This window comes from Stenotrophomonas sp. STM01 (genome assembly GCF_014852135.1).
Classification (GTDB): Bacteria; Pseudomonadota; Gammaproteobacteria; order Xanthomonadales; family Xanthomonadaceae; genus Stenotrophomonas; species Stenotrophomonas capsici.
The window spans coordinates 790,522-816,067 of sequence record NZ_JACVBA010000002.1 but is presented as its reverse complement, the minus strand read 5'-3'; the positions used below and the strand labels follow the sequence as shown (position 1 = coordinate 816,067).

General features: G+C 66.0%; 18 protein-coding genes. 10 read left to right on the top strand and 8 right to left on the bottom strand.

Annotated elements, in window-relative coordinates:
• Positions 1-108: 108 nt before the first annotated feature.
• Entirely contained in the window at positions 109-951 is an 843-nt protein-coding gene (locus IB227_RS13540; RefSeq protein WP_192287807.1) for an MnmC family methyltransferase, read from the bottom strand.
• A gap of 339 nt (positions 952-1,290) precedes the next feature.
• On the opposite strand from IB227_RS13540, the gene IB227_RS13535 reads away from it, so the two are divergent.
• Positions 1,291-2,790, top strand: coding sequence for a SulP family inorganic anion transporter (locus IB227_RS13535; protein ID WP_192287806.1), 1,500 nt, complete (start codon positions 1,291-1,293; stop codon positions 2,788-2,790).
• Between the two features lie 48 nt (positions 2,791-2,838).
• Here the strand turns inward: IB227_RS13535 and IB227_RS13530 are convergent, their stop codons facing one another.
• Positions 2,839-4,587, bottom strand: a complete 1,749-nt coding sequence (locus IB227_RS13530) for an acyl-CoA dehydrogenase family protein (protein WP_192287805.1) — start codon at positions 4,585-4,587, stop codon at positions 2,839-2,841.
• A 192-nt stretch (positions 4,588-4,779) separates the two neighbouring features.
• Here IB227_RS13530 and IB227_RS13525 point away from each other — a divergent pair, with 192 nt between their 5' ends.
• Positions 4,780-5,733: a hypothetical protein gene (locus IB227_RS13525; protein WP_192287804.1), complete on the top strand. Its 954-nt coding sequence runs from the start codon at positions 4,780-4,782 to the stop codon at positions 5,731-5,733.
• Positions 5,734-5,959: 226 nt separating this feature from the next.
• On the top strand, positions 5,960-7,033 hold the full coding sequence (locus tag IB227_RS13520; protein ID WP_192287803.1) for a chitinase: 1,074 nt from the start codon (positions 5,960-5,962) through the stop codon (positions 7,031-7,033).
• A gap of 182 nt (positions 7,034-7,215) precedes the next feature.
• Here the strand turns inward: IB227_RS13520 and IB227_RS13515 are convergent, their stop codons facing one another.
• Positions 7,216-7,539, bottom strand: a complete 324-nt coding sequence (locus tag IB227_RS13515) for a hypothetical protein (protein WP_192287802.1) — start codon at positions 7,537-7,539, stop codon at positions 7,216-7,218.
• Between the two features lie 106 nt (positions 7,540-7,645).
• Here IB227_RS13515 and IB227_RS13510 point away from each other — a divergent pair, with 106 nt between their 5' ends.
• Positions 7,646-8,419: a lytic transglycosylase domain-containing protein gene (locus IB227_RS13510; protein WP_192287801.1), complete on the top strand. Its 774-nt coding sequence runs from the start codon at positions 7,646-7,648 to the stop codon at positions 8,417-8,419.
• Between the two features lie 18 nt (positions 8,420-8,437).
• On the opposite strand, the gene IB227_RS13505 is transcribed toward IB227_RS13510, so the two are convergent.
• Positions 8,438-8,893, bottom strand: a complete 456-nt coding sequence (locus tag IB227_RS13505) for a hypothetical protein (RefSeq protein ID WP_192287800.1) — start codon at positions 8,891-8,893, stop codon at positions 8,438-8,440.
• A gap of 88 nt (positions 8,894-8,981) precedes the next feature.
• On the opposite strand from IB227_RS13505, the gene IB227_RS13500 reads away from it, so the two are divergent.
• Positions 8,982-11,066 carry a gluconolaconase gene (locus IB227_RS13500; protein WP_192287799.1) on the top strand — a complete coding sequence of 695 codons (2,085 nt, stop codon included), beginning with the start codon at positions 8,982-8,984 and terminating at the stop codon, positions 11,064-11,066.
• Between the two features lie 117 nt (positions 11,067-11,183).
• On the opposite strand, the gene IB227_RS13495 is transcribed toward IB227_RS13500, so the two are convergent.
• The 4 genes from IB227_RS13495 to IB227_RS13480 form a co-directional block, all read right to left on the bottom strand.
• Entirely contained in the window at positions 11,184-14,213 is a 3,030-nt protein-coding gene (locus IB227_RS13495) for a TonB-dependent receptor (RefSeq protein WP_192287798.1), read from the bottom strand.
• A 688-nt stretch (positions 14,214-14,901) separates the two neighbouring features.
• The gene (locus tag IB227_RS13490; protein ID WP_192287797.1) at positions 14,902-17,949 is read right to left on the bottom strand and encodes a TonB-dependent receptor; all 3,048 of its coding nucleotides are present in this window, start codon (positions 17,947-17,949) and stop codon (positions 14,902-14,904) included.
• Positions 17,950-18,315: 366 nt separating this feature from the next.
• The gene (locus tag IB227_RS13485; protein ID WP_192287796.1) at positions 18,316-21,342 is read right to left on the bottom strand and encodes a TonB-dependent receptor; all 3,027 of its coding nucleotides are present in this window, start codon (positions 21,340-21,342) and stop codon (positions 18,316-18,318) included.
• A 382-nt stretch (positions 21,343-21,724) separates the two neighbouring features.
• Positions 21,725-22,099, bottom strand: a complete 375-nt coding sequence (locus IB227_RS13480; RefSeq protein WP_192287795.1) for a YciI family protein — start codon at positions 22,097-22,099, stop codon at positions 21,725-21,727.
• Between the two features lie 162 nt (positions 22,100-22,261).
• On the opposite strand from IB227_RS13480, the gene IB227_RS13475 reads away from it, so the two are divergent.
• The 5 genes from IB227_RS13475 to IB227_RS13455 are packed head-to-tail and all read left to right on the top strand — an operon-like array spanning position 22,262 to position 25,225.
• Complete coding sequence (locus IB227_RS13475; RefSeq protein WP_132865825.1) at positions 22,262-22,690, top strand: YciI family protein; 429 nt, start codon at positions 22,262-22,264, stop codon at positions 22,688-22,690.
• 24 nt (positions 22,691-22,714) lie between these two features.
• Entirely contained in the window at positions 22,715-23,152 is a 438-nt protein-coding gene (locus IB227_RS13470; RefSeq protein ID WP_192287794.1) for a VOC family protein, read from the top strand.
• On the top strand, positions 23,149-23,559 hold the full coding sequence (locus tag IB227_RS13465; protein WP_192287793.1) for a VOC family protein: 411 nt from the start codon (positions 23,149-23,151) through the stop codon (positions 23,557-23,559). Before IB227_RS13470 ends, IB227_RS13465 begins: the two co-directional genes overlap by 4 nt.
• Positions 23,560-23,578: 19 nt before the next feature.
• Positions 23,579-23,935: a DUF1428 domain-containing protein gene (locus IB227_RS13460; RefSeq protein WP_192287792.1), complete on the top strand. Its 357-nt coding sequence runs from the start codon at positions 23,579-23,581 to the stop codon at positions 23,933-23,935.
• A 48-nt stretch (positions 23,936-23,983) separates the two neighbouring features.
• A complete protein-coding gene (locus tag IB227_RS13455; RefSeq protein ID WP_225591820.1) occupies positions 23,984-25,225 on the top strand; it encodes a sigma-70 family RNA polymerase sigma factor in 1,242 nt (413 codons plus the stop codon).
• Positions 25,226-25,546: the final 321 nt, after the last annotated feature.

Here is a 25,546-nt window from a genome sequence, read left to right as displayed (position 1 = left end):
GCGCGTCCCCGCTCGCGGAACGGACGCGGTTTGCATGCGCGACGATGCGCGCCACTGCATGTGCGCATTCAGGCAGCCCGGCGTCGCGGCCGGGACTGTTCCCGCGGGTCAGCGGCGGATCGCGAACACGCCGTCCAGCGCCAGTTCGGCCTTGAAGCCGGCTTTCTGCAGGCGCGTGGCCACTTCGCGCGGAACGTCACGGCCGCTGGTGAGCTTGTTCGGTGCGCCGGTGTAGTGGAACAGCCGCCCGCCGGTGCGCAGCACGCGCGCGAGCTGGTCGTAGAACACCTGCGAGTACAGCTCGCCGGCGATGCCGAAGCGTGGTGGGTCGTGCAGGATGGCATCGAACGAGGCGTCGCCAAGCGTGGCGATCTGCTGCGAGACATCGCCGTGCACCAGTTGCAGGCGCCCACCGGCCAGGGGACTGTCCGGGTCGGGCGACCATGGGTTCAGGGTGCGCAGCCACAGCACTTCCGGGCTCTTCTCGAACGAGTGGATGGCGGCCACGCCGTCGTCCAGGCAGCAGGCGGCGAAGTAACCCATGCCGCCACAGGTATCGAGCACGCGCTTGCCGCGCGGTTCGACCAGCGCCACCTTGCGGCGCGCATCGTCCATCGGCGAGAGCTGGGCGCTGACCAGCATCTTGATGCCGTCGATCTCGAAGGTGGGCACGCCCCAATCGGTGGGCACCAGCTTGTACAGGCCAGTGCCGAAGCGCGAGGCGGCACTGAACTCGTCGCCATCCCAGTAATAGATGGTGCGGTCCTTGAGCTTGCCCGGCCACGGGAAGGTCTGTCCTCGCCATTGCCAGCCATCCGAAGCGAGGCTCACCGGGTCCTGGCTGCGGCCCAGGTCGAACGAGGCGGTCGCTTCGCTGGCACCCTTCTTCAGTGCGGTCTGCAACTGGTCGAGCAGCGGGCGGGTGAGCAGGGGGTCGGTGTAGTGGGGCATTGGGGTGAGGCGTGGTGCGGGGGAGGGAATGCTACCGCAGGGGGCAATTGGGGGTTCGGGTTGGCGTGAATGACCTCCAGAAGCACCCCTCGCCAGCCCTCCCCTTCGCTGCGCGAAAGGGAGGGAGCAGAAGCAGGTTGCCCCGCACTCTGACCAACCAGGCAGAACCGCCCCCTCCCTTTCGCGCAGCGAAGGGGAGGGCTGGGGAGGGGTGATTTCGGATGTGCACGGTCTGCCGGGAACTCACCGCGACCCACGATGGTTGATGGCAGCAGGCATAATTCGCGGCCTGTTCCCCCCGGATCCCGCCGCCTCTGCCATGCAGGGCGGCCTGCCCGCATGTCCTTCCTGAATACCGAACTGGCGCAATGGCGCGCCCATCCCCTGCGTGAAATGCTGGCCGGTGCCGTGGCCACCTTCGCGCTGATCCCCGAGGTCATCGCCTTCTCGTTCGTGGCGGGCGTGGACCCGCAGGTCGGCCTGTTCGCCTCGTTCGTGCAGAGCATCGTGATCGCGGTGTTCGGCGGGCGGCCGGCGATGATCACTGCCGCAGCCGGCTCGGTGGCGCTGGTGGCCGCACCGCTGGTGAGCGCGCATGGCCTGCCTTACCTGCTCGCCGCCGGCCTGCTGGCCGGTGTGATGCAGGTGCTGTTCGGGGTGTTGCGGCTGGGCGTGCTGATGCGCTTTGTCAGCAGTTCGGTGCGTACCGGCTTCGTCAATGCACTGGCGATCCTGATCTTCTCCGCGCAGCTGCCGCAGTTGCAGGGCGCCACCACCGCGACCTGGGCGATGCTGGCGCTGGGCCTGCTGGTGATCTACGGGCTGCCGCGACTACCGTTGCCCGGTGTGCGCGCGATTCCCTCGCCGCTGATCTGCATCGTGGTGCTCAGTGGGCTGTCGGCGTGGTTGAAGCTGGACCTGCCGACGGTGGCGGACCTTGGCCGGTTGCCCGAATCGCTGCCGCACTGGATGGGACTGCCGCAGTTGCCGCTGGACCTGCAGACGCTGCGGATCATCGCCATGCCGGCGCTGGCGATCGCCATGGTCGGACTGTTGGAATCAATGATGACCGCGCGTGTGGTCGATGAGCTGACCGATACGCCCAGTTCCAAGAACCGCGAATGCACTGGCCTGGGTATCGCCAACATTGCCACCAGCCTGTTCGGCGGCATCGCCGGTTGCGGCATGATCGGGCAGACCGTGGGCAACGTGAAGTACGGCGGGCGTGGCCGGCTGTCCACGCTGTTTGCCGGCGTGTTCCTGCTGGTGCTGATGGTGCTGCTCAAACCATGGGTGGCGCAGGTGCCGGTGATCGCGTTGGTGGCGATCATGGTGATGGTCAGCGTGTCGACGTTCGATTGGGGCAGCCTCGGCGCGCTGGTGCGGCATCCGCGGCTGTCCGGCGTGGTGATGCTGGCGACCGTGGCAGTGACGCTGGGCACGCACAACCTGGCCGCCGGCGTCGGCGTGGGCGTGCTGCTCAGTGGCGTGTTCTTCGCGCTGAAGGTGGCGCGACTGCTGCACGTGGAAGTGGGCGACGACGCCGATGGTGGCCTGCGCTACACGGTGCGTGGGCAGGTGTTCTTCGCCTCGGCCGACGCGTTCATCGATGCGTTCGATCCGCGTGCCGCGCAGGGGCGCACGGTGGTGATCGACCTGTCGCGCGCGCAGTTGTGGGACATCACCGCCGTGGCGGCATTGGAGAAAGTGGTGAGCCGCTATCGCCACCACGGCGTGAAGCCACGCGTGCACGGCCTGGACCGCCAGGGACGGATGTTGTTGCGACGGGTGCTGCGCGAAGGAGCGGTGGCGCTGGAGGATGCACCGGCAGGGCGCTGACCGGCGAGCATCGCAGGAGCGGCCAAGGCCGCTCCTGCGGGCGTGGGCTTACATCACGTCCCACGCATAGCCGCCGCGCTCCAGCACCGAGGCGGCCAGGGATTCGATGATCTCGTCCTCGTTGCGTTCCAGACCACGGATGTTGCGGGCCATGCGACGGCGCGCCTGGCGGGCGAACAGGCGGGCGATCCGGACCGCATCATCCGCCGCCGGGTGCTTTGCCTGGATCAGGCTTTCCACGCGTGACAGCACGCACAGGCCGACGAACAGGTCGATGGCGACATCGGCCACGCGCTTCTGCGCATGCTGCTGGTCGGCGATCTGCTTGCCGTGCTTGCGCAGCAGGCGGTCGGAGGCCTTGGACAGCTCCACCGCGTACTTTTCGCACAGGCGCGCCAACGGGCGCAGCGCATCGTCCAGCGGTGCGCGGATGCGCCCGGTGCCGTAGCCGGTGGCCTCGCGCACGCGCCGCCCGGCGTAATCGCCGAGCACGCCGAAGCCCTTGATCGGGTCATTGAAGATGCCGCCCACCGCGCTTTGCAGCTCGGCCAGCGTCGCGCCCACGCCCTTCAGGCCATTGAGCGCCACGTACAGGCGCAGGATCTCGTTGGTGCCTTCGAAGATGGACAGGATGCGCGTGTCGCGGGTCATCTGTTCGTACGGCAGCTCGCGCATGAAGCCGTTGCCGGCGGCGATCTGCAGTGCCTCGTAGCAGCAGCGCTGCACGGCCTCGCTGGCGAATACCTTGCTCATCGCCGCTTCCACCGAGTAGTCGGTGCGGCCGCTGTCGATCAGGTGCGCCACCATCCACACCGTGCTTTCGGCGGCGAAGCAGTCGGCGGTCATCTGCGCGATCTTCTCGCGCACCAGCCCGAACTCGGCGATGGGCTGGCCGAACTGCCTGCGTTCGCTGGCCTGCGCACAGGCCATGCGGATCAGCGCCCGCATGCCGCCCACCGCGCCACCGCCCAGGCCGGTGCGGCCGCTGTTGAGGATGTTCATCGCCACCTTGAAGCCCTTGCCGACCGGGCCCAGCACGTTGGCGGCCGGTACGCGCACCTCGTTGAAGGCGACGGTGGTGGTGGATGAGGCACGGATGCCCATCTTGTCCTCGTGCGGGCCATGGCTGACGCCCTCCCACCCAGCCTCGACGATGAACGCGGTGACCTTGCCTTCGGGCGTGTCGGTACGCGCGAACACCGTGTAGAAATCGGCGATGCCGCCGTTGGTGATCCAGATCTTCTCGCCGTTGAGCGTCCAGGTGCCGTCGTCGTTGCGGGTAGCCTTGGTGCGGATGGCGGCGGCGTCGGAGCCTGCGCCGGATTCGGTCAGGCAGAACGCGGCGATCATCTCGCCGCTGGCCAGCTTCGGCAGGTAGCGCTGCTTCTGTTCATCGTTGCCGAACAGCAGCAGGCCCTTCATGCCGATCGAGCTGTGCGCACCGACGGTGAGCGACACCGAGCTGTCATGGCTGCTGGTCTGGCCCAGCACGCGTGCATAGGCGCCATTGGACAGCTCCATGCCGCCGTATTCCTCGGGAATGATCAGCCCGAACAGGCCCATGTCGCGCAGGGCCTGGATGAACGCTGGCGGTTGTTCGGCATCACGGTCGTACTGCCGCAGTTCGGCGGTCTTCTCCCCCAGGAACTGGTCGATGGCATCGGTCATCGCGCCGAGCATCTCGCGGTCACGTTCGCGGATCTGCGGATAGGGGAACAGCGTGTCCTCGGCGATATGGCCGAAGAACAGCTGCTTGGCGATGCTTTCATCCAGGTTCGGCGATGCTGCGGTAGTCACGGAACAACTCCTTGGAAGGACAGGCAACGAACGATGGCTGGCTGAATGAACGCTCAGCCCATTGCCATAGGTTCACACATTCGCCCGGCACAATCATGGAACTCGCCGTGCCACGCCCGGTCTGTGCTTGCCACGGCCCCGCGATGGCGGGCCGGTCGTCGTCCCGCGGATTCACCCCCTTGATGGAGATGCATGCGTTATCAGGCCTCGCCCGAGCCATTGTGGAACCGCGTTGCGGCGGTCGCGGTTGCGTTGGCTTTCCTCTCCACGCTGGCGCGGCTGTTGCTGCAGATGCCCGAAGCCACGCCGGTACGGCGCGAGACGCGGATTCAGCTGCGCTGGCTGGCCGCGGAAGGGACCTTGCCCGCGCCGCTGATCGTGGCCCCCGTGCCTGCACGGAGCGCCGCGCCCGTCGTGGCTGCCCGCACTGGGCCGGCCGAGCGGCCGGTCGCGGTGACCGCGCCGGCCACGCCCACCCCTGCGCCCGTCGCAACCGCGACCATCCCGGCCGGCACCTGGTCGCAGCGGCTGTATGGAAAGGACGGCACGCTGGCCGTGCCGGAGGCGTCGACGGCCCGGCAGAAGAGTGCGACCGAGCAGGTGTTCGAGCACCGCGACGCGCTGGCCAGCGGCGTGGGCGAGCGGCCGCTGGAAGGGGCGGTGACGAAGATGTTCGAGGACAGCAAGAAGCCCGGTGAGTCCCCGTATGCGATGGCCGCGCGCGTGGTGCATGGGCGCGACGTGCAGCCGGCGCAGGCCCGTCGCCCACCGCCGGTGGCCTTCAACCCCAATCTGCATGAGCAGAAGGCCGACCTGGGCAGCGAAGCCACCGGCGACGTCTACAAGGCAGCGCCGATCCGGTTCGAGAAGGCGCCCGACCTGAAGGGCGAAGCGAGTCGTCGCATCCGCGTCGCGGTGGGTGATCTGGAACGGCGCTACCCGCGCTGCAGTGCCGAGCAGCGCACGCGCTGGATGGCGCCGGTGCTGGCGCACCTGGATGCGCTGCAGCGGGTGGAGTACCGCTTCAACAACGGTGCCGATCCGGTGGAGGCCGAACACAGCCTGCCGAGCGCCGCTGACAGCGCCTATGACATGGCAAGGCGTGCGCTCTGGGACGCCGAGCGGAGGATGAAGACCTGCAGCTGAGTCGTCCCTGTCCCCTGCAGCGGCTGCGGAAGGGCAAGGGTAGGCAAGGCGCGGACATGCCGAACACATGTCCACGGCCGCGCGCCGTCCCTGCTGCGCTGCACACGGGTCATCGCCCGGACAACCCCGCGCCATTATCGGACAGGTTTCATAACCAATTGTTTTTCCGCGATTTTCGGGGCGGTCGTGTGCCTAGAATCGGGGTTCTTCCAACCCAGGGACCACGATGAAGTCGATCACCGTTCTCGCCTGTGCATTGGCACTGGCTTCCACGTTTGGCTGTCAGGCAAAGACGGAACCATCGCCTGCGGCGACGCAGGTCGGCGTCACGCCCGGGCATAGCCATGCATTGCCACGGCATGCGTTGGTCGGCTACCTGCACAACTTCGACAATGGCCAGGGCGTGTTGCCGGTCTCGCAGGTCGACGACAGCTGGGACGTGATCGTGCTGGCCTTCGCCGACGACATGGGCGAAGGCAAGGTGGCGTTCAACCCCGACCCGGCGCTGGACCGCGCGCAACTCATCGCCGACATCGCCGCCAAGCGTGCCCGTGGACGCATCGTGGTGCTGTCCTTCGGGGGGGAGCTGGGCACGGTGACCTTGAACACGCAGCGCGATGAGGACAACTTCGTGCGCACCACCGCCGAGGCCATCAACACCTTCGGGCTGGATGGCATCGACATCGACCTGGAGAAGATCGCCGGCGTCACGCATGACGCGCCGGTGGTGCCGCACCTGATCTCGGCGGTGAAGCGCCTGCACGGCATGTACCCCAACCTGTACGTGTCGATGGCGCCGGAACACCCGTACGTGCAGGGGGGCTTCGTCTCGATGGACGGTATCTGGGGCGCCTACCTGCCCTTGATCGACGGCCTGCGCGCCGAGCTGGACCTGCTGCACGTGCAGCTCTACAACAACGGCGGCCTGCCCACGCCCTATCGCGCCGAAAAGTACCCCGGTGGCAGCGTGGACATGATGGTGGGCTCGGCGAAGATGCTGATCGAAGGCTTCCCGCTGGCCGGTGGCAAGGGCCGTTTCGAAGGCCTGCGCGCGGACCAGGTGGCATTGGCGCTGCCATCGGGGCTGCGTGCGGCAGGCAATGGCTACGCGACGCCGGCCGATATCAACCGTGCCTTCGATTGCCTGACCACCGCTTCCAACTGCGATGAAGTCACCCCGGCGCAGCCGCATCCGGCGTTCCGTGGCGTGATGACTTGGTCGATCAACTGGGACGTCACCGACAACCGTGCGTTCTCCGCACCGGTAGGCGCACACCTGCGCGCGGCCAGCACGCGCTGACATCCCCGGTAGGTGCCGGCCGAAACCCCGGCCGGCGCAGGCGGTTGGGAGGCCGCTGGCTTCGCGGTCGAGGCCGCGCCCAGGCGTGGTGCAGATCGTGGCGAACTGCGCCCTCCCTTTCGCGCAGCGAAGGGGAGGGAGGGGGGGGCCGGCGTGTGCTGGCTTTTTGGCCGGGGCCGTTCCTACCCGGATGCGGGCCACTGGAAGTGCACGAGGGTGACGGTCTCGTCCTGCTCGAAGCCGGGATACAGCTGCTGCATCACGGCCAGCAGCCCTGGGGGCGTGCGGCAGGCCGGGTCGTGCTCATCGGCCAGGTCGGCCGCGTCCAGGGTATCGAAGCGGCGCAGTTCGGTCCGCAGTTCCAGCGGGGCGGACAGCTGCCCCGGCGCATACTCGATGCAGGCCCGGGGTACGCCATGCCAGCGCTGGCCACGCCGTACGCTGGTGTTGCGACCGGTATGGAACAGCGGGGTGGCGAAGCCCAGCAGGGGGACGGCGTCGGGCATGGTGGCAGGCCGGAAGGCGGCCATTCATTCTGCCGCACTTTTCATCACCTGCCGTTCAAACGCGCGGGCCCAGCATCATCTCCCCTTCCCATGATGTGGTTCCGGCATGTCACGCGCGGCTGCGGTTGCGATGGTGTTGCTGTTGTGCGGGCTGTGTGCGCCGTTGCAGGCGCGCACCGTCTACCGCTGCGTGCAGAAGGGCACGGTCAGCCTGGCCACCGCGCCGGAACCGGGATCGCGCTGCACGGCGATGACGGTGGACGACAACGCCGTGCAGGCGCCGAACCTGTGGGGCAACTTCGGGGTGTTCAGTGGCACGTTGTACGAGCGCGAGCAGGACGGCCGGAAGGTGTACTCCACCCGCAACCTGCTCGGTTCGACGCCCTACCTGCGTTTCACCGTGGCCACTCCGCCGGGCGAACCGGCGCACGCCGGCCTGGGACGCGTGGGCACGCCGCAGCTGGACCGGCATGCACGGCAGTTCCGTGCCGCCGCCAAGGCCACCGGCGTGGATGATGCGTGGCTGCGCGCGGTGGCACACGCCGAGAGTGCGTTCGACGAGAAGGCCATTTCACCCAAGGGCGCGCAGGGCGTGATGCAGCTGATGCCGGAGACCGCGTCGGAGTATGGGGTGACCGATCCGTTGTCGCCGGCGCAGTCCATCAACGGTGGCGCGCGTTACATGCAGTCGTTGCTGCGTCGCTACAACGGTGACCGTACCCTGGCGGCGGCGGCATACAACGCCGGCATCGGCGTGGTCACGCGTTATGGCGGCGTGCCGCCGTACGCGGAAACGCGACAGTACGTGGACAAGGTGCTGACGCTGTACAGCGCCTACCGGCAGGCGATGGGCAATGGCCCGGAGCGTCCCGCGCAGTAGTGGCCGGGCGTGATGGGCTCAATCGGGTTGTGGCAGCTGCAGGTGCTGCCAGCCCACGTGGTGCATCAGTTCACGCACCACCACCAGCGCGGCGATGAAGCGCGGTTGCGCAGGCAAACCGGCACGGTGTGCGGGCAAGCCAGCGGCCACGTCGGCCAGCAGGTTGAAGGCGCGTTCCACCGCGTCGATGTGCCAACGCGTGCGGGCTTCATCACCAAGTAGGGTTGGCAACGCAGCCAGGCCGTCATCGGCCACCCATAGGACCTCCACGGGGTGCGCGCGCAGTGCGGCGACATGTGGCATCAGTGCATCCTCGGTGGTGGCGATGGCCCGTTCGATCGCTGCCTCGCCCGGGGGAAAGCGCGCCAGCCCGTCGGCCAGCAAGCGGTCCAGCGACAGCGCCAGGGCGATGGCCTCGCCATGCGCCGGTTGCAGCGTGATGGGCGTGGCGTGCAGGTACAGGCGAGTGGTCATGGTGGGCTCCGGGGTCCGGGACCGATGGCAGGTTCCGCCCCGGTCGATCAGCGTCTATCGTGCCGGCTCGGCAATCATTTGGGTGTACATGGATCGCAAGCATTGGATTACGGCCGTCGTCGTCGTTACCGGAGCTGCCCTGGCGGCAAGTTTCCTGTGGGTACCGACGCCGAAAGGCCCGGTGGGCCCGGCGCCCACGCCGCTGGGCTGGCAGGCCCGCATCGACCTGCTGGGCGGTGACGGCGTTGCCGGCAATGCGGCAGGCAGTGCCGCGCAGGTGCGCTTCAGCGACCCGTGGGGCGTGGCCATCGGTGGCACGGTGCTGTTCGTGGCCGATGCCGGCGACAACAACCGGATCCTCTACCGCGACCTGCTGGGCGGGGCCTTCACGCTGCTGGCCGGTGGCCGCGAAGGCTTTGCCGACGGACAGGGTGCGGCGGCGGCATTCAACACACCGTCCGGCATCGCGCTGGACCGCCACGGCAACCTCTACGTGGCCGATACCGGCAACCATGCCATCCGCAGGATCACCCCGCAGGGGCAGGTGAGCACTGTGGCGGGCGACGGTACGCCGGGCTTCGCCGACGGTGTGGGCGCGCAGGCACGCTTCAACGGGCCGATGGGCGTGACCGTGGGAGCGGATGACCGCATCTACGTGGCCGATACCTGGAACGATCGCATCCGCGTGATCACGCCCGATGGACAGGTTGCGACCCTGGCCGGCGGCGAACGCCCGGGGTGGGAGGACGGCGCCGGTGCGGTGGCGCGGTTCGACACGCCCACCGACCTGAAGCTCGACGCGCACGGCAACCTGTGGGTCGCCGACCTGCAGAACAATGCGCTGCGCGTGATCAGCCCCGAGGGCACGGTCAGCACGCGCGTTGGCATGCGCGACGGGGAGCGTGTGTTGTGGGGACCAATGGCGCTGGCGGTGACGCACGACGACGTGGTCTATGTCAGCGAGCGGTTGAGCGGTCGCGTGGTGCAGGTCTCGCCGCACGGCCACATCGTGGCGGTGGCGGGCAATGACGCACAGCGCTTCGCGCGACCGGCCGGCTTGGCGTTGGCCCCGGACGGCAGCCTGTTGATGGCCGATGCCGATGCCTACCGTGTCCATCACCTGGCATCGGCAGCCGGCGGCCTGCAGGCGTCGCCGCCCGTGCTGGGGCCTTCGCCGGACAACCCGTTGCCGGCCAACCAGCGCCGGTGGCCGCTGGCACCGCAGCTCGGCTGGCATGAGGTGACCGGGACCTTGGGCGAGGTGCGTGGCAACTTCAGCGGCGAGAGCCGCCATCACCTGCATAGCGGTTTCGACGTGCGTGGCGATGTCGGCCAGACCGTGCTGGCGATTGCGCCCGGGAAGGTCAGCAGTCCCGCGTCGACCTGGTCACTGGGCGGCCAGGCCGAAGGGTTCTCGCTGGACAAGCTGGACTACATCCACATGAAGGTGGGGCGTGATGCCGGCAACCGCCCGCTGGACGCCGCGCGTTTCCAGCTGCTCGATGATGAGAGCGGCCGCCTCGATCGCGTGCGCGTGCGCCGCGGCACCCGCTTCCAGCCGGGCGACGCCCTGGGGAGCATCAACAACCAGGCGCACGTGCACTTGGCGGTGGGACCGTCCGGCTACGAGCGCAACGCGGTGCGTCTGGGGTTTGCCAACTACGCCGATCACGTCGCGCCGAAGATCGACGACATCGCGCTGCTCGATGCCAATGACCAGCGCCTGAAGGAGACGGTGAACGGACGCCTGCGTGTGGCCCGCGATGGCGGTGGCCTGCAACTGGTGGTGGAGGCGTGGGACCAGGTCGACGACAACCTGCCGCGCCGCCGTCTTGGCCTGTACACGTTGGGTTACCAGATCCTGGACAGCAACGGTCGCGCATTGCCCGGCTATGCGCAGCCACGGATGAACATCCTCTTCAACCGCATGCCGCCGCAACGCGAGGCGGTAAAGGTGGCCTATGCCGCCGACAGCGGCATCACCGTGCATGGCAGCAGCAGCACGCGTTTCCGCTACGTGCTGACCAACACCGTGCGTGATGGCCTGTTGGCCACCGGCTTGCTGCAACCAGCGGAATTGCTGCCGGGGAACTACACGATCCGCATCACTGCGAAGGATTACAGCGGGAACGCGGCGATGGCGGGAACCGAGCTTCCGATAAGGGTCCAGTAACGGCGATCCTCCGGCAGGTACATCGTGTCGTGCGGCAACAAAAAAGCCCCGGCAGATGCCGGGGCTTTTGTTCACCTGCAATCGACGGGCGATTGCCTTGCTGTTGCCTTCCTTCGATCAGAAATCGTAGGAAGCGGACAGACGGACCGAACGCGGCGCGGTGTAGTACGTGCCGATTCCATAGGTGTTGGAAACGGTGTACGGGGAATCCGCGTTGAACTTCGAATCCGACTGCACCGCCTTCAGTTCGTTGAACACGTTGAACACGTCCAGGCTGAAGGCCAGCTTGTGGTCGGCGAAGGCAGGACGGTACATCACGCCCAGGTCCACACGCTTGGTCCACGGCTGACGGCCCGCATCACCCGGACGCGACGGCTCGCCGGCGCAGTAGTGATACGCGGTGCGGTAGCTCATCGGGTCGCCTTCATTGGCGCCGTAGTAGCCCAGGCAGCTCTTCGGCATGCCCGACATGATGCGCACGGTTGCCGAGGCGGTCCACTCGTCGTTGAACTGATAGGCGCCGTAGCCCTTCAGCTGATGGCGACGGTCGTTGGCCAGGTAGCCGCCGGCGTATTCCATCAGGTACGAGCCGTCCCAGTCCTGCGTCTTGGAGACGTCGTCCTGGCCGATATCCGACTTCACCTGACCTTCGGTGTTGCCGAAGTTACGCGACCAGGTGTAGTCCACGCGACCGTACCACTTGTTCGACAGCGGGTGCTCCAGGAACAGGTCGATGGCGACGTAGTCACGCTTGGCCTTGTTGCCACCGAAGCCCCAGTCGCTGCCGCTCATCTGGAACGAGGTGTAGCCCGAACCGTCCAGGTGCTTGGCCAGGAAGGTGTTGGTCTTGCCCGGGTTGAAGATCGTGCAGTGCGGCACGTCCAGGTTCGAGGTGTCGATGTTCATCGACTCCAGCTTCTCGAACATGCGGTCCGGATCGCAGATGTCGTCGATGGCCGACTGCAGGCGACGGTAGGTGACCTTGGCGCCAGTGTTCCACGACTGGCCGATGGTCTTCTCGAAGCCCAGGATCAGCTCATCCTGGTACTGCGACTTCAGGTCGGTCGGAGCCACGGATGCCGGGTCCGGGGTCTGGCCATACTCGCCGTTGGACGACACGGCGCCCGGGCCGAGTGCGGTCAGGCCGGTCGGGTTGCCGTTGGCATCGATACCGGTGTAGTTGAAGTACTCGTAGGTGAAGGTCGAGGCCGAGGCACCGCGGATGGCGACGCTGTTCGGCAGGGCCAGGTAGTAGCGGCCCAGGTTGGCGAACACCTTCAGCGACGAATCACCGAACACGTCCCAGGTGGCGCCCAGACGCGGGGCCCACTGGTCACCGCTTTCCACGTAGGCAACCGCGGCGCTGTTGTAGTTGGTGAACTTGTCGTTGCGCACGCCGAGCGTCAGCAGCCAGTTCGGGGTGACCTGCCAGCGGTCTTCCAGGTAGTAGGCCTTCTGCTTGACGGCCATGCTGGTGGTGGTGGTGAGGATGTACTTGGAGACGTAGTAGCCGTCACCACCCGGTGCGCCGACTCCCAGACCCGGAGAGATGGGCGAGGACGGGGACTTCGACTTGGAGTAAACCCAAGCGTAGCCAGGCCCCGTGACGCGCTCACCTTCGTTATGCGCGTTGTAATACATGTTGTCGATACCGGCGGTCAGCTCATGGTCGCCGAGGCGGTATTCCAGGTCCACGCGCAGGCCACGGGTCTTGCTGCCCGCATCATCGGCCTTGGTGTACAGGCTGGCCTGATCGTTGCGGATCAGCTTGCCGCCGGTGACCGCGGTGTTCTGGTTGGCCACGCCACTGAGATACGGATTGGTGGAGTTGCCCGGGTTGCCCTGCAGGTTGGTTTCCTTGCTACGGCCCCACACGGCGCTCAGGGTCAGGTCGTCAGTCAGGTAGCCGGTGTACTTGAAGATGTCGAACTCGTTCTTCAGCTTCGTGGTGTCGGCGAAGGTACCTGCGCGCCCGCCTTCCTGCAGCGTGGCGTAGTCGAACTTGTTGTAATAGCCCGCCTGGCGGTCCGTGTTCTGGACGCGGGTGTACTCCAACGTGTTGTTGTCGTTGATGTTCCAGTCGATCTTGCCGTAGAACTTCGGTGCCGAGTAGCTGTAGTGGTTGCGGATGACCTGCGATGCCACGCGATTGGCCGTGGATACGCCTTCGGTCTTGTCCGACTCTGCGGCAAGGTTGATGAACAGGCGATCTTCGATCAGCGGACCACTGACATAACCGCTATAGGTGGTACGGGTGGCGGTGTCTTCATCGCGCGACCGATAGATGGTGCCTGCACGGTCGGCGAAGGCGTAACCGTAGCCATCCGGCAGATCCATGTCCGGGAAATTGATGTCACGCGGCGAAGCGGCGAGGCTGTCCGGAGCCCAGGTCACCTGCGCGCCGAAATGCCATTCGTTGGTGCCGCGCTTGCCGAGCTGGTTGATCACGCCGCCGGTCGAACGGCCGTAGCGCGCGCTGTAACCACCGGTGTAAGTTTCCTGCTGGTCGATTGCGCCGTAGGGCAGGCTGACGCCACCCATGTTGCTCAGCGGGTTGGAGGCATTGAAGCCGTTGAGGTAGTAGGCGTTCTCGGTGACGCTGGAGCCACCGAACGACAGCACCGAGCGCGAACCGTTGGAGAACTGGCCGCTACCGGCGACCACACCCGGTGCCAGCAGTGCGATGGCTTCGGCACTGCGACCCAGCGGCAGCACGTCCAGCTGTTCGGAGGTGATGACCGACTTGGAGACGGTGTTGCTCACGTCGATCTTCGGCATGTTGGCTGCGGTGACGGTCACGGCGTCCAGGTTGGTGGCATCGCCACCGCCGAAGGACACTTCGGTACCGGCGCCGACGCGCAGCTGCACGTTCTCGCGCTTGTCGACCACCTGGCCATCACGCTGCAGGGTGATCGAGTAGTTGCCCACCGGCAGCGAGCCGAGGTTGTAGCGACCATTGGCATCGACCGTCACCGAGCGCTTCAGGCCGGAATCGTTCTGCACCGTGATGGTTGCACCGGCGGCCTGCGGGGCGTTGCCGTACAACGAACCCGTGGTGCTCTGGGCGGCAGCGGCACCGATGACCGAAGTCAGAATCACCGCGAGCGCGGTGCGCTTCAGGCGGATTGCTTGCTTAGCACTGCTCATCTAAATCCCTTGCATTGGAAAGTTGTTTCATTCGCTAGCTGTTTCTGGTGAAACCACCGTGACAACTGAACGAAATCTTAATTTCTTTTTGACAGGTTTTGCAATATCAGCTGAAACTAAATTTAAGTGATTGAAAACATTGAAATTGCGAATTCTACTGGACGCTGAATGGGGTGTTATTGCCCACCCTCAGGCACGTCAGAGCCCGCCCGATGAGGACGCTTACGGGGCGCTCAACGGCGGGATCCGGCCTTGGGCGGGGTCTTCGTGTCATGTGTGACATGCCGTCTGCCCCGCTCGCGGCGGCAGATGCCAGTCGATGTCGGGAGATGCTTCGGATGACACGCAGTGCTTTCCAGATGGAGCAGCCGTCGTGCCCCCATCCCGTCCCCGCGGCCGTGTCGGCCAGTGGGGTTTGCCGTCGCCGGCGAGGTTGACGGCCTGTGCTGGCCGCCCGGTGTGATCGCAGTTGGCACGCAGCGGGCCTGCGAGCGTTCACGTCTGATGCCGATCAAGGATGCGGGGGCGTGCGTGGAAGCGCACGCCGTTCGATGGCAAGGCACGCAGGTCGAGGTCGCGGCGGCAGTGCCAGGCAGGATGCCGTTGCCGACCTCCTCAAATGCCGTCGGCCCGGCACACCACCGATATCGCCTTGGTGATGTGCCGGGCCGGGTGGAGCGGTGGATCCTTACCAGTCGTACTGCAGCTGCAGGCGCACGTAGCGCGGGCTGGTGTAGTACTTGCCGACCCGGTAGCTGTAGTAGTCGGTGACCGTGCCGGCGGAGTTGTACGCGTATCTGGTTTCGTACACCTGCAGCGGCTTGATCGAGTTGAAGGCGTTGAGCACGGACAGCTGGAAGCTCAGGCCTTCAGCCCACTTCGGGGTGTAGACCACGTTGGGGCTGAAGTTCAACGTCCACGGCGTACGGCCGGCGCTGCCGAGCTTGGCGATGTCGTCCTCGCCCACGTTGCAGGTGTGGAACACGCCGGCGTAGCCATACTCGGTGCCGAAGGTGCCGGTGCCGCCGCCCAGGCAGCTGATCGGCGCGCCGGACTGCACCTGCAGGTTGGCGCCGACCTGCCACTCGTCGTTGAAGCTGTAGCCGCCATAGAGCTTGAAGGTATGGCGATGGTCGTTGAACAGGTAGCCGTCGGCACCGTACATGATCTCGGCGAAGTCGAAGTCCGAGGTGGTGCCGGTGTCGTCCTGGCCGTTGGTGCTCTTCACCAGGCCCTCGTAGTTGCCGCTGAGCTTGGCCCAGGTGTAGTTGAAGCTGGCATACCACTTGTCGGTGTGCTTTTCGGCGGCCAGGGTCAATGCCTTGTAGTAGCGCTTGGCCTTCGGGCCCAGCTTGTCGCCGTCGACGGTGAGGGTTTCGGTGGCGCCGTCGCCATCCACGTCCAGGGTCAGGGTCAGGTCGCGGCCCGGGTTGTACAGGTAGCAGCCCGGCAGGCCCTCGCGCAGGCCCCACTCGTCCCCCCAGCTGGAGACGTCGTAGCCGGCGTCCTGCGCGGCGTTGTACAGCTGGCGGGTATCGCAGGTGTCGTCGATGACGTTGTTGACGCGGCGGTAGGTGGCCTTGGCACTCAAGGTCCACGCGTCCAGCCATGGGGTGTCCGAACGCAGCTCGTACTGGTAGCCGAGGATGGCCTCGTCCTGCGTGTACGGCTTCAGGCCCTTGGACGCGACGGCCTTCGGGTCCGGGGTGCTGCCATCTTCGCCGTTGACCACGAAGTCGTACGCACCATCGGCGAAGGAGCCGGTGACGTTGGGCACGCCGGTGACCGGGTCGTAGCCGTCGTAGGTGTAGTAGGTGTAGGTGTAGTACGAGGCCGAAGCGGCACGCAGCGCCACGTTGGCGGCGATCGGCAGCGAGTACCGGCCCAGCGAGGCGTACAGCTTGCTGCTGCCGTCGCCGAACACGTCCCACGAGAAGCCCAGGCGCGGCTGCCAGATGTTGTCTTGCTTGACGAAGGTCGCGCCCGAGCCGTTCTTGTTCTCGAACGAGTCGTTGCGGATACCCGCATACAGCATGAGGTCGTCGGTGACCTGCCAATGGTCATCCACGTACCAGGACTTCTGGTCGATGCCGATGCCGCCGCCGGTGCGGTAGTTGATCAGGTAGGCGTAGGAGGAGGCCATGCGCCAGTAGGCACCGGCCGAGTACGAGGTGCCGGCGGTCGAATCCCAGCTCTCGTCGCTGTAGCCGGTGCTGATCTTGTGCTGGCCGAGCTGCCATTCCAGGTCCAGGCGGGTGTTCTTGCGCTCGTTCTTGCCGCCCATCATGTCGACCGAACTGCTTACCGCGCAGCCGATCTGCGCGCCGGTGCGGTCGATTACGTAGGGGCATGCGCCGGCATCGCTGTCGATGTTGCCGTCGTAGTAGCTCATCGTGCCATCGGGGCTGATGGTGAACTGCGAGCTGCGGTTGCGCATCTGGCCGTATTGCAGCGAGGCGGTCAGCGTGTCGGTCAGATAACTGGTCCACTTGAATACATCGGTCTGGCCACCGCTCTTGCCGACCAGCTGGCCGAGGTAGCTGGTCTTGGAGGGCTCGCCGCTGCCGGTGTCATTGCTGTAGGCGGCGTTGTAGTAGTCGTAGGTGTAGCGCCGGCTGTTGTCGAAGCCGGTGTACTCCAGGTGGTTGCTGTCGTTCGGGTACCAATCCAGCTTCACCAGCCAGTACGGCGTCTTGGACTCATAGTCATAGGCGGTGGTGGATAGGGAGGTCGGGACGACCGGCGTGTCCGGTGCGCTGGTGTTGCGCAGCTGGCTGCCGACCCGACCGCCATAGGTGGTGTTCCTGGAGCTGCCGAACTCGGCCAGCGCGAACACGAACAGCTTGTCCTCGATCAGCGGGCCGCCGACCCAGGCGCTGTAGGTATTGGAGCTGCTGCTGTTCTTGTCATACGAACGGAACAGGCTGCCATCGGTACGGAAGGTATCCGGCACGTTCTCGCGCAGGCCCGAGGGCACGCCGGCCCAGCTGAAGCCGCCCTTCCATTCGTTGGTGCCACGCTTGACGTTCACCGCGGTGACGCCGCCGGTGGAGAAGCCATACGGCGCGCCATAGCCGCCGGTCTGGATGTCCAGCTGGTCGATGGCCTGGAACGGCACTTCCGAGAACGACAGGCTGTCGTAGAGGTTGGTGACGTTGAAGCCGTTGACGTAGTAGCTGTTCTCGGCCGCCGAAGCGCCGCCGAACGAGGCCGGGCCGAAGTAGCCGGAGCTGGCCACGGTGCCGGGCGTCAGCAACGAGACGCTGGTGATGTCGCGGCTGACCGGCAGGGTGTTGAGCTGTTCGGCGGTGAAGGTGGTTCGGGTTTCCACGCTGGTCAGGTCGATCTGGTTCGGGCCCTGGCCAAGCACGGTGATGCGGTCCAGCGCCGAGGTCGCACCATCACCGCCCGCAGCGAAGGTGGCGGTCGTGGCCTGGCCGGCGATCACGCGGACCTTGGTGGTGCCCACCGGCGAACCGCCGTCCAGCGTGGTGACCTCGTACTCGCCGGTCGGCAGTGCGGAAATGCGGAACTTGCCGTCAGCGCCGATCAACGCCTCACGGGTGGTACCGCTGGCCAGGTTCCTGACCTGAACCTTCTGCGCGGCGGTGCCGCTGCCGATGATGTCGCCGGAAGTGCTCTGCGCGAACGCCGTGCCCATGCACGCGCCCAACAGCAGGGAAAGGACGGTGCGTCGCAGTGTCGGCCCGTTCTTGTTGTGCCTGTAGTGGTTCATTGAATCCCCTTGAATCGATGTAGTGGGCGGGCGGCCTTAACCCCAGATTCACAAACCGCCCTGGTGCAGACGGTTCCACAAAAAAGCAACGATTCATGGCGTGCGTTGGCAAACAACGGCAACAAATGCTGGATAAGGCACGCGGCCCGGATGGCCCGTCGGGCATGAAGCGATGGCCGATGGTTATCTCCGGTGCACACGTCGGGCAGCTGGAGGGACCGGCCGCACCCTGGCCAGGGGAGCGGAGCGACGCAGACAAAGTGAGCCCGCCCCGCCGCTCCATGGTGGAAGTCAGACAAAAAGAAGCCCCAGCGCGAGGCTGGGGCTCAGGTGCGTCGCAAGCGCGGGATCGCGCGATGCCGATGCCTAGAAGTCGTAGGACGCGGTCAGGCGAACCGAGCGTGGCGTGGTGAAGTAGGTCTCCATGTCGTAGCTGTTGGAGATCGTGTAGGGATCAGACTCGTAGACCGCGTCGGATTGGATCGGCTTCAACTCGTTGAGCACGTTGAACACATCCAGGCCGAAGGCAAGCTTGTGGTCGGCGAACGCCGGCCGGTAGATCACCCCCAGATCGATCTGCCTGGTCCAGGGCTGGCGGCCGGCATCGCCCGGCTTGGACGGAACGCCATCGCAGTAGTGGTACGACGAGCCGTAGCCGATCGGGTCATCATGATCGGCGCCGTAATAGCCCAGGCAGTTCTTTGGCGCACCGGACATGACCCGCAGCGTCGCCGATGCGGTCCATTCGTCGTTGAACTGATAGGCACCGTAGCCCTTGAGCTGATGGCGACGATCATTGGCCAGGTAGCCACCGGAGTACTCCATCAGCAGGGCCGAGTCCCAATCCTGGGTCTTGGAGATATCGTCCTGGCCGATATCGGATTTCACCTGGCCCTCGGTGTTGCCGAAGCTGCGTGACCAGGTGTAGTCCAGGCGTCCGTACCACTTGTTGCGCAGCGGGTGCTCGATGAACAGATCCACCGCGACATAGTCACGCCTGGCCTGATTGTTGCCGAAGCCCCAGTCGCTGGCGCTCATCTGGAATGCCGTATAGCCGGTGCCGTCGGTGTGGGTGGCCAGGAATGTATTGGTTTCGCCCGGGTTGAAGATCACGCAGCCGGGAACCTCCAGCCCGGAGGTATCCACGCCGGTCGACTGCAGTTTCGCCAGCATGCGGTCGGGATCGCAGACATCGTCGATGGCCGCCTGCAGGCGGCGATAGGTGAACTTCGCGCCGCTGTTCCAGGATTGGCCGATGGTCTTCTCGAAGCCCAGGATCAATTCATCCTGGTATTGCGACTTCAGGTCGGTGGGGGCGACGTTGGCCGGGTCCGGCGTCTGTCCGTACTCATTGTTGGTCGACACCGGGCCGGGACCGAGCGGGGTCAGCCCGGTCGGATTGCCGTTGGCGTCGATGCCGGTGTACGTGAAGTACTCGCGGGTGAAGGTCGAGGCCGACGCGCCGCGGACCGCGACGCTGTTCGGCAAGGCCAGGTAGTAGCGGCCGAGGTTGGCGAACACCTTGAACGAGGCATCCCCGAACACGTCCCAGCTGGCGCCCAGCCGTGGTGCCCATTGGTCACCGCTCTCGACATAGGGCTGGGCGGCGCTGTTGAAGTTGGTGAACTTGTCGTTGCGGATGCCCAGGGTCAGCAGCCAGCGTGGCGTGACCTGCCAACGGTCTTCCAGGTAATAGGCCTTCTGCTCCACCGCCATGCTGGTGGTCGTGGAGAAGATGTACTTGTACACGTAGTAGCCGTCCCCTCCCGGTGGGGTGATGTTGAAGCCCGGGCTGGGCGACTGGCCTGGCGCGATGCGTGAGTAGTACCACGCGTAGCCCGGGCCGGTGATGGTCTGCCCCTCGTTGTGGCCGTTGTAGTACATGTTGTCGATGCCGGCGGTCAGCTGGTGGTCGCCGATGCGGTAGTCCAGGTCCACGCGCAGGCCACGGGTCTTGCTGCCGGCGTCGCGCGCCTTGGTATCGCGCGCCGCCTGGCCATTGCGGATCGGTGTTCCACCGGTGATCGCCGGATCCTGCAGGGTTACCCCGCTCAGGTAGGGGTCGTCGGATTCAAGCGGGTTGTACTGCAGGTTCTTCTGTTCACTGCGGCCCCAAACCGCGCTCAGGGTCAGGTCGTCGGTGAGGTAGCCGGTGTACTTGAAGATGTCGTACTCGTCTTCGAGCTTGGTGATGTCCGGGTACGTTCCCGTGCGCTCGCCGCCCTGCAGGCCTTCGTAGTCGAATGCGGTGTAGTAGCCGCTGCTGCGGTCATTGTTCTGGAACCGGGTGTACTCCAGCGTGTGGTTGTCGGTGATGTTCCAGTCGATCTTTCCATAGAACTTGGGTGTGCTGATGGTGTAGTTGTTGCGCGCCTGGGTGGTCGAGGCAATGCTGTTGGTGCTTGCGCCTTCACGCTTGTTCGATTCGGCCGCCAGATGGACGAACAAGCGGTCTTCGATCAATGGTCCGCTGACGTATCCGCTGTAGGTCGTGGAGCTGGAGGTGTCGTCATCGCGTGATCGGTAGAGCGTGCCGGGGCGGCTCGGGTCCACGTATTCGGAGCCGCGAGGCAGCGTATCGTTGGGATACCAGACATCGCGCGGCGAGGCCGCCAGTGACTTGGGCGACCAGGTGGTCTGGAAGCCGAAGTGCCATTCGTTGGTGCCGCGCTTGCCCAATTGGTTGAGCACGCCGCCGGTGGAGCGGCCATAGCGCGAGCTGTAACCGCCGGTGTAGGTTTCCTGCTGGTCGATCGAGCCGTAGGGCAGGCTGGCGCCGCCCAGTGCGTTGTACGGATTGGAGACATTGAAGCCGTTGAGGTAATAGGCGTTCTCGCTGACGCTTGAACCGCCGAAGGACAGCACCGAGCGCGAGCCGTTGCCGAAGGCGCTGCTGCCGGCAATCACGCCGGGTGCCAGCAGGGCGATGGCTTCGGCGGTGCGTCCCAGTGGCAGCACGTCCAGTTGCTCGGAAGTAATGACGGACTTGGCCACGGAGGTGGAGACGTCAATCCTGGGCACGTTGGCGGCGGTGACCCTCACCGCGTCCAGCGTGGTGGCGCCGTCGTCGCGGAAAGAGACTTCAGTGCCGGTGCCGACCCGCAACAGGACATCCTGGCGTTGTTCGATCACGCGGCCGTTGCGCTCCAGCTTCACCGTGTACTTGCCTACCGGCAGCGTGCCGAGGGTGTAGCGGCCGTTGGCGTCCACGCTGACGGTGCGCTGCAGGCCGGAAGCGTTCTGGACCGTGACGGTTGTTCCATCAGCCGCAGGTGCCTGTCCGAACAGCGCGCCGGTGGTGCTCTGGGCGAAGGCGCCACTGATGCTCGCACCCAGTACCAACGCCAACGTGGCGCGCTTCAGTGCGTGGTTGTTGTGTTTGAAGCTCGTCATGTATATCCCCGAGAAGTTGCGCTCTGTCGTGGTGCCCTGTCGTGCGGGGCGGTGACATTGCGGTTCGCAGAGAGTGCAATGCGGCGAGGCGCGGCGTGCCACCCAACGGACCGCTTCGGATCATTGCGGGGAAGGTGCGCGTGCGTATCCCAGGAAATACAAGTGGTTGGTGTCGTTTGTCCGCACCTCCGCGTTCTTCCGGAAAACGCCTGGAATCGCGATGTTCGTGCGTTTGAAGGGGACAGTTGGACGTAGGTACGTGCAGACGGCGCCGCGGGTATCAGGCAGCGGGGAGGCGGGCACAAAGGAAAGGGCCCGACGTCGGTCGAGCCCTTCGTGCACATCCATGTTGTCGTCCGTGCGTTCGCATCCAGGCCTGGGATCAGGCGCCGAGGCGTACCCGCTCGGCGTCGAGGTCATCCACCGGCCGTACCTCGATGCTGCCGTAGGCCGACCAGGGGAATTGCCGGGCGATGCGCATTGCGTCCTCGGCGTCCACTGCCTCGATCAGATTGAAGCCGGCCAGCAGTTCGCGGGTTTCGGCGAACGGTCCATCGGTCACGCGCGCCTGCGTGGCGCGCGTGCGCAACGTGCGCGCCCGTTCGACCGGTTGCAGGCGCTGGGACATCAGCAACGTGCCCTGCGCCTGCAGGGTGTCGGCATGGCGCAGGCAGCCGCGCATCAAGGCGTCGTATTCCTTGGCCGGCAGCGCCTGGGCCAGGTCGGGGTCGATGTAGATCAGCAGCAGGTATTTCATCGGGCGGGGACGGTGGGGCCGGGCGCCCATCATCGCGCATCGTTGTTGCTGCGATGCCGCATGAATTTGTTCAGAAAATTCCATGCGCGCAATGTCGATCCCTGTCGCGCGGGTTCGTCGTAGTGGATGTGAGCCGGCATGGGGCCGGCGACGGAGACGGTGATGAAAGTGATGGTGATCGTGAAGGCCAATGCCGACACCGAGGCCGGGGTGATGCCCACCGAGGCTGAGCTGACGGCGATGGGCGCCTACAACGAGGAGCTGGTCAAGGCCGGCATCATGCTGGCCGGCGAAGGCCTGCACCCCAGTGCGCGCGGCGCACGGGTGCGCTTCGAAGGCACGCGCCGCAGCGTCATCGATGGGCCGTTCGCCGAGACCCGCGAGCTGATCGCCGGCTTCTGGCTGTGGCAGGTGCGCTCGATGGATGAAGCCGTGGAATGGCTCAAGCGCGCCCCGTTCAGCAGCGCCGATGGCAGCGCGGTGGAGGTGGAGATCCGGCCGCTGTTCGAGGCCGAGGATTTCGGCGAAGCCTTCACCCCGGAATTGCGCGCGCAGGAGCAGCGTCTGCGTGACCGCATCGAGCACAACTGACCCCGCAACGACAGGAGCACGACCATGAGATTGATTCCCTTCCTCGGTTTCAACGGCAATACCCACGAAGCGATGGCGTTCTACGCCAGGGCGCTTGGGGGCAAGGTGGTGTCGGAGATGAAGTACGGCGACATGCCACCCGGCCCCGATTCGGACATGGAGGGCTGCGGGGGCTTCACCCCGGATGCCGACCAGGTGGCGCACTGCCAGGTCGAGGCCGGCGGCGCGGTGCTGATGGCCGCCGATGGACCTGCGGCGGACGGGCAGGCCGCCACCACCATCAACGTCGACGTGGACAGCATCGAAGAGGCCGAGCGCGTGTTCGCCGCACTGGCCGATGGCGGTCAGGTGCAGATGCCGCTGGGCGAGACCTTCTGGGCGCACCGCTGGGGCATGCTGGTCGACCGCTACGGCAAGCCGTGGATGGTCAACTGCATGAAGCCGATGGACGGGGGGCAGTGAGCATGGCCACGCCACAGATGATCTTCGTCAACCTGCCGGTGCGCGACCTGGAGGCCTCCAAGGCCTTCTTCGGCGCCCTGGGCTACCACTTCAACCCGCAGTTCACCGACGAGAACGCCGCGTGCATGATCGTCAGCGACAGCATCTTCGTGATGCTGCTGGTGGAGCCATTCTTCAAGACGTTCACGCCGCTTCCGGTCGGTGACGCACGCGCGCAGACGACGGTGATCACCTGCCTGTCGGCGGACAGCCGCCTGGCCGTGGATGCGCTGGTGGACAAGGCGCTGAAGGCCGGCGCCGGCGAGCCGATGCCGGCGCGCGACTACGGCTTCATGTACCAGCGTGGCTTCCAGGACCTGGATGGCCATCTGTGGGAGATCGCCTTCATGGACGGTGAACCCAACTGAGCCCAGTGGAGGATTCGCGATGAGTTATGTCGATGGTTATGTACTGCCGGTGCCGCAGGACAAGCTGGGCGAGTACCAGCGCATCGCCCGCAAGGCGGCCAAGGTATGGAAGGAGCACGGCGCGCTGGGCTACCTCGAAGCGGTGGCCGATGACGTCAAGCCGGGCAAGCACACCTCGTTCCCGCAGGCGGTCAAGCTCAAGCCCGGCGAGGTGGTGGTGTTCGCCTACGTGCTGTTCCGCTCGCGCGCGCACCGTGACCGCGTCAATGCCAAGGCCATGGCCGATCCGCGCCTGGCCGGCATGAACGCGCAGAACGTGCCGTTCGATGGCAAGCGCATGTTCTGGGGTGGCTTCAAGCCGTTCGTGAATGTGTGAGGCCCGGCGCTTGCCGGCCGCGGCGGCGGGTGCTTTGATCGCGGCCTGATGGAACACGCCGAACTCCAGCGCAGGCTCGACACGGTGTGGCGGATGGAATCGCCACGCCTGGTCGCGCGCCTTGCCCGGATGCTGGGCGACCTGGACAGCGCCGAGGAGCTGGCCCAGGACGCGCTGGTGGCCGCGCTCGAGCACTGGCCCCGGCACGGCATGCCCGACAATCCCGCCGCGTGGTTGATGACCACCGCCCAGCGCCGCGCCATCGACCGCCTGCGACAACGGCGCCTGCACGTGCAGGCCGAACTGACGGACGAGTTGCAGGAGCCGACCATGGGGGCGGATGCGCGGGAGTACCTGGATGATTTCGGTGACGACCTGCTGCGGCTGGTGTTCGTGGCCTGCCACCCGGTACTGCCGGCCGAGGCCCGGGTCGCGCTGACCCTGCGCCTGCTGTGCGGGTTGAGCACGGCCGAGATCGCGCGCGCCTACCTGCAGCCGGAGGCCACCATCGCCCAGCGCATCGTGCGCGCCAAGCGCCTGCTGGCCGAGCGCCAGGTGCCGTTCGAGGTGCCGCGTCGCCAGGACCTGCAGCCCCGCCTGCAGTCGGTGCTGGAGGTGGTCTACCTGGTCTTCAACGAGGGCTATGCCGCCAGCAGCGGCGAGGACTGGATGCGCCCGGCGCTGTGCGAGGAGGCCTTGCGGCTTGTCCGCATACTCAACGGCCTGCTGCCATCCACGGTGGCGGTGCTGGGCTTGCTCGCATTGATGGAGCTGCAGGCCTCGCGCCTGCGTGCCCGCACCGGCGCCGACGGCGCACCGGTGCTGTTGCCGGCGCAGGACCGCAGCCGCTGGGATTGGCTGCAGATCGCGCGCGGCCTGCAGGCGCTGGACGCGGCCGAGGCGCTGGGCGGCGCCGAGGATGCCTACGTGTTGCAGGCTGGCATCGCCGCCTGCCACGCCCGCGCGCGGCGCGCCGAACAGACCGACTGGCAGCGCATTGCCGAGCTGTACACGCGGCTTGGCCAGGTGACGCCATCGCCGGTGATCGAACTCAACCGCGCCGTCGCCATTGCGCAGGCACGCGGTGCCGAGGCCGCCTGGCCGCTGGTGGAAGCCCTGTCCGGCGATGCCCGGCTGAAGGGCTATGCCCCGTTGGCGGCCGTGCGCGGGGACTTGCTGGACAAGCTGGGCCGCGCCGCGGAGGCGCGTGTCGCGTTCGAACTGGCCGCCGAATTGAGCGGCAACGCGCGGGAAAGCGCCGTGCTGCGCGCGCGCGCAGCCTCCCTGTAGCTGGAAAGGGTCGCCGGAAAGGGGCGTCGGGCTGGCGCGACGCCTGCCCGGCCGTTTGCCATGCCCACGCGGCGGTGAGCGCTGCTTTCACCCGTAATTGATTGATTTCATGGGCGGTCGGTCGGCAGCTGGCTCACACTTGATTCCATTCAGTTATCAGTCAAACACATGAACGGAAATTTAATTTGATGAATTTCCGTTAAACCTATTGTTAACGAATCATTCAGGGCTCTATAGTCCGCCGGTCCGTCCATTCAGGTCGGATGAAATCCTTGAAATCACTTCAATTGCTTTAGTCATTTTGTCTCGGAGAGAGGAGTA

Bases quoted from the DNA above. Each gene is read 5' to 3' on its own strand.
- IB227_RS13515 (WP_192287802.1), bottom strand. From the start codon at position 7,539: ATGCCCGACGCCGTCCCCCTGCTGGGCTTCGCCACCCCGCTGTTCCAT.
- IB227_RS13455 (WP_225591820.1), top strand. From the start codon at position 23,984: ATGGAACACGCCGAACTCCAGCGCAGGCTCGACACGGTGTGGCGGATG.
- IB227_RS13480 (WP_192287795.1), bottom strand. From the start codon at position 22,099: ATGAAATACCTGCTGCTGATCTACATCGACCCCGACCTGGCCCAGGCG.
- IB227_RS13500 (WP_192287799.1), top strand. From the start codon at position 8,982: ATGGATCGCAAGCATTGGATTACGGCCGTCGTCGTCGTTACCGGAGCT.
- IB227_RS13490 (WP_192287797.1), bottom strand. From the start codon at position 17,949: ATGAACCACTACAGGCACAACAAGAACGGGCCGACACTGCGACGCACC.
- IB227_RS13525 (WP_192287804.1), top strand. From the start codon at position 4,780: ATGCGTTATCAGGCCTCGCCCGAGCCATTGTGGAACCGCGTTGCGGCG.
- IB227_RS13520 (WP_192287803.1), top strand. From the start codon at position 5,960: ATGAAGTCGATCACCGTTCTCGCCTGTGCATTGGCACTGGCTTCCACG.
- IB227_RS13510 (WP_192287801.1), top strand. From the start codon at position 7,646: ATGTCACGCGCGGCTGCGGTTGCGATGGTGTTGCTGTTGTGCGGGCTG.
- IB227_RS13495 (WP_192287798.1), bottom strand. From the start codon at position 14,213: ATGAGCAGTGCTAAGCAAGCAATCCGCCTGAAGCGCACCGCGCTCGCG.
- IB227_RS13485 (WP_192287796.1), bottom strand. From the start codon at position 21,342: ATGACGAGCTTCAAACACAACAACCACGCACTGAAGCGCGCCACGTTG.
- IB227_RS13505 (WP_192287800.1), bottom strand. From the start codon at position 8,893: ATGACCACTCGCCTGTACCTGCACGCCACGCCCATCACGCTGCAACCG.
- IB227_RS13475 (WP_132865825.1), top strand. From the start codon at position 22,262: ATGAAAGTGATGGTGATCGTGAAGGCCAATGCCGACACCGAGGCCGGG.
- IB227_RS13470 (WP_192287794.1), top strand. From the start codon at position 22,715: ATGAGATTGATTCCCTTCCTCGGTTTCAACGGCAATACCCACGAAGCG.
- IB227_RS13535 (WP_192287806.1), top strand. From the start codon at position 1,291: ATGTCCTTCCTGAATACCGAACTGGCGCAATGGCGCGCCCATCCCCTG.
- IB227_RS13540 (WP_192287807.1), bottom strand. From the start codon at position 951: ATGCCCCACTACACCGACCCCCTGCTCACCCGCCCGCTGCTCGACCAG.
- IB227_RS13460 (WP_192287792.1), top strand. From the start codon at position 23,579: ATGAGTTATGTCGATGGTTATGTACTGCCGGTGCCGCAGGACAAGCTG.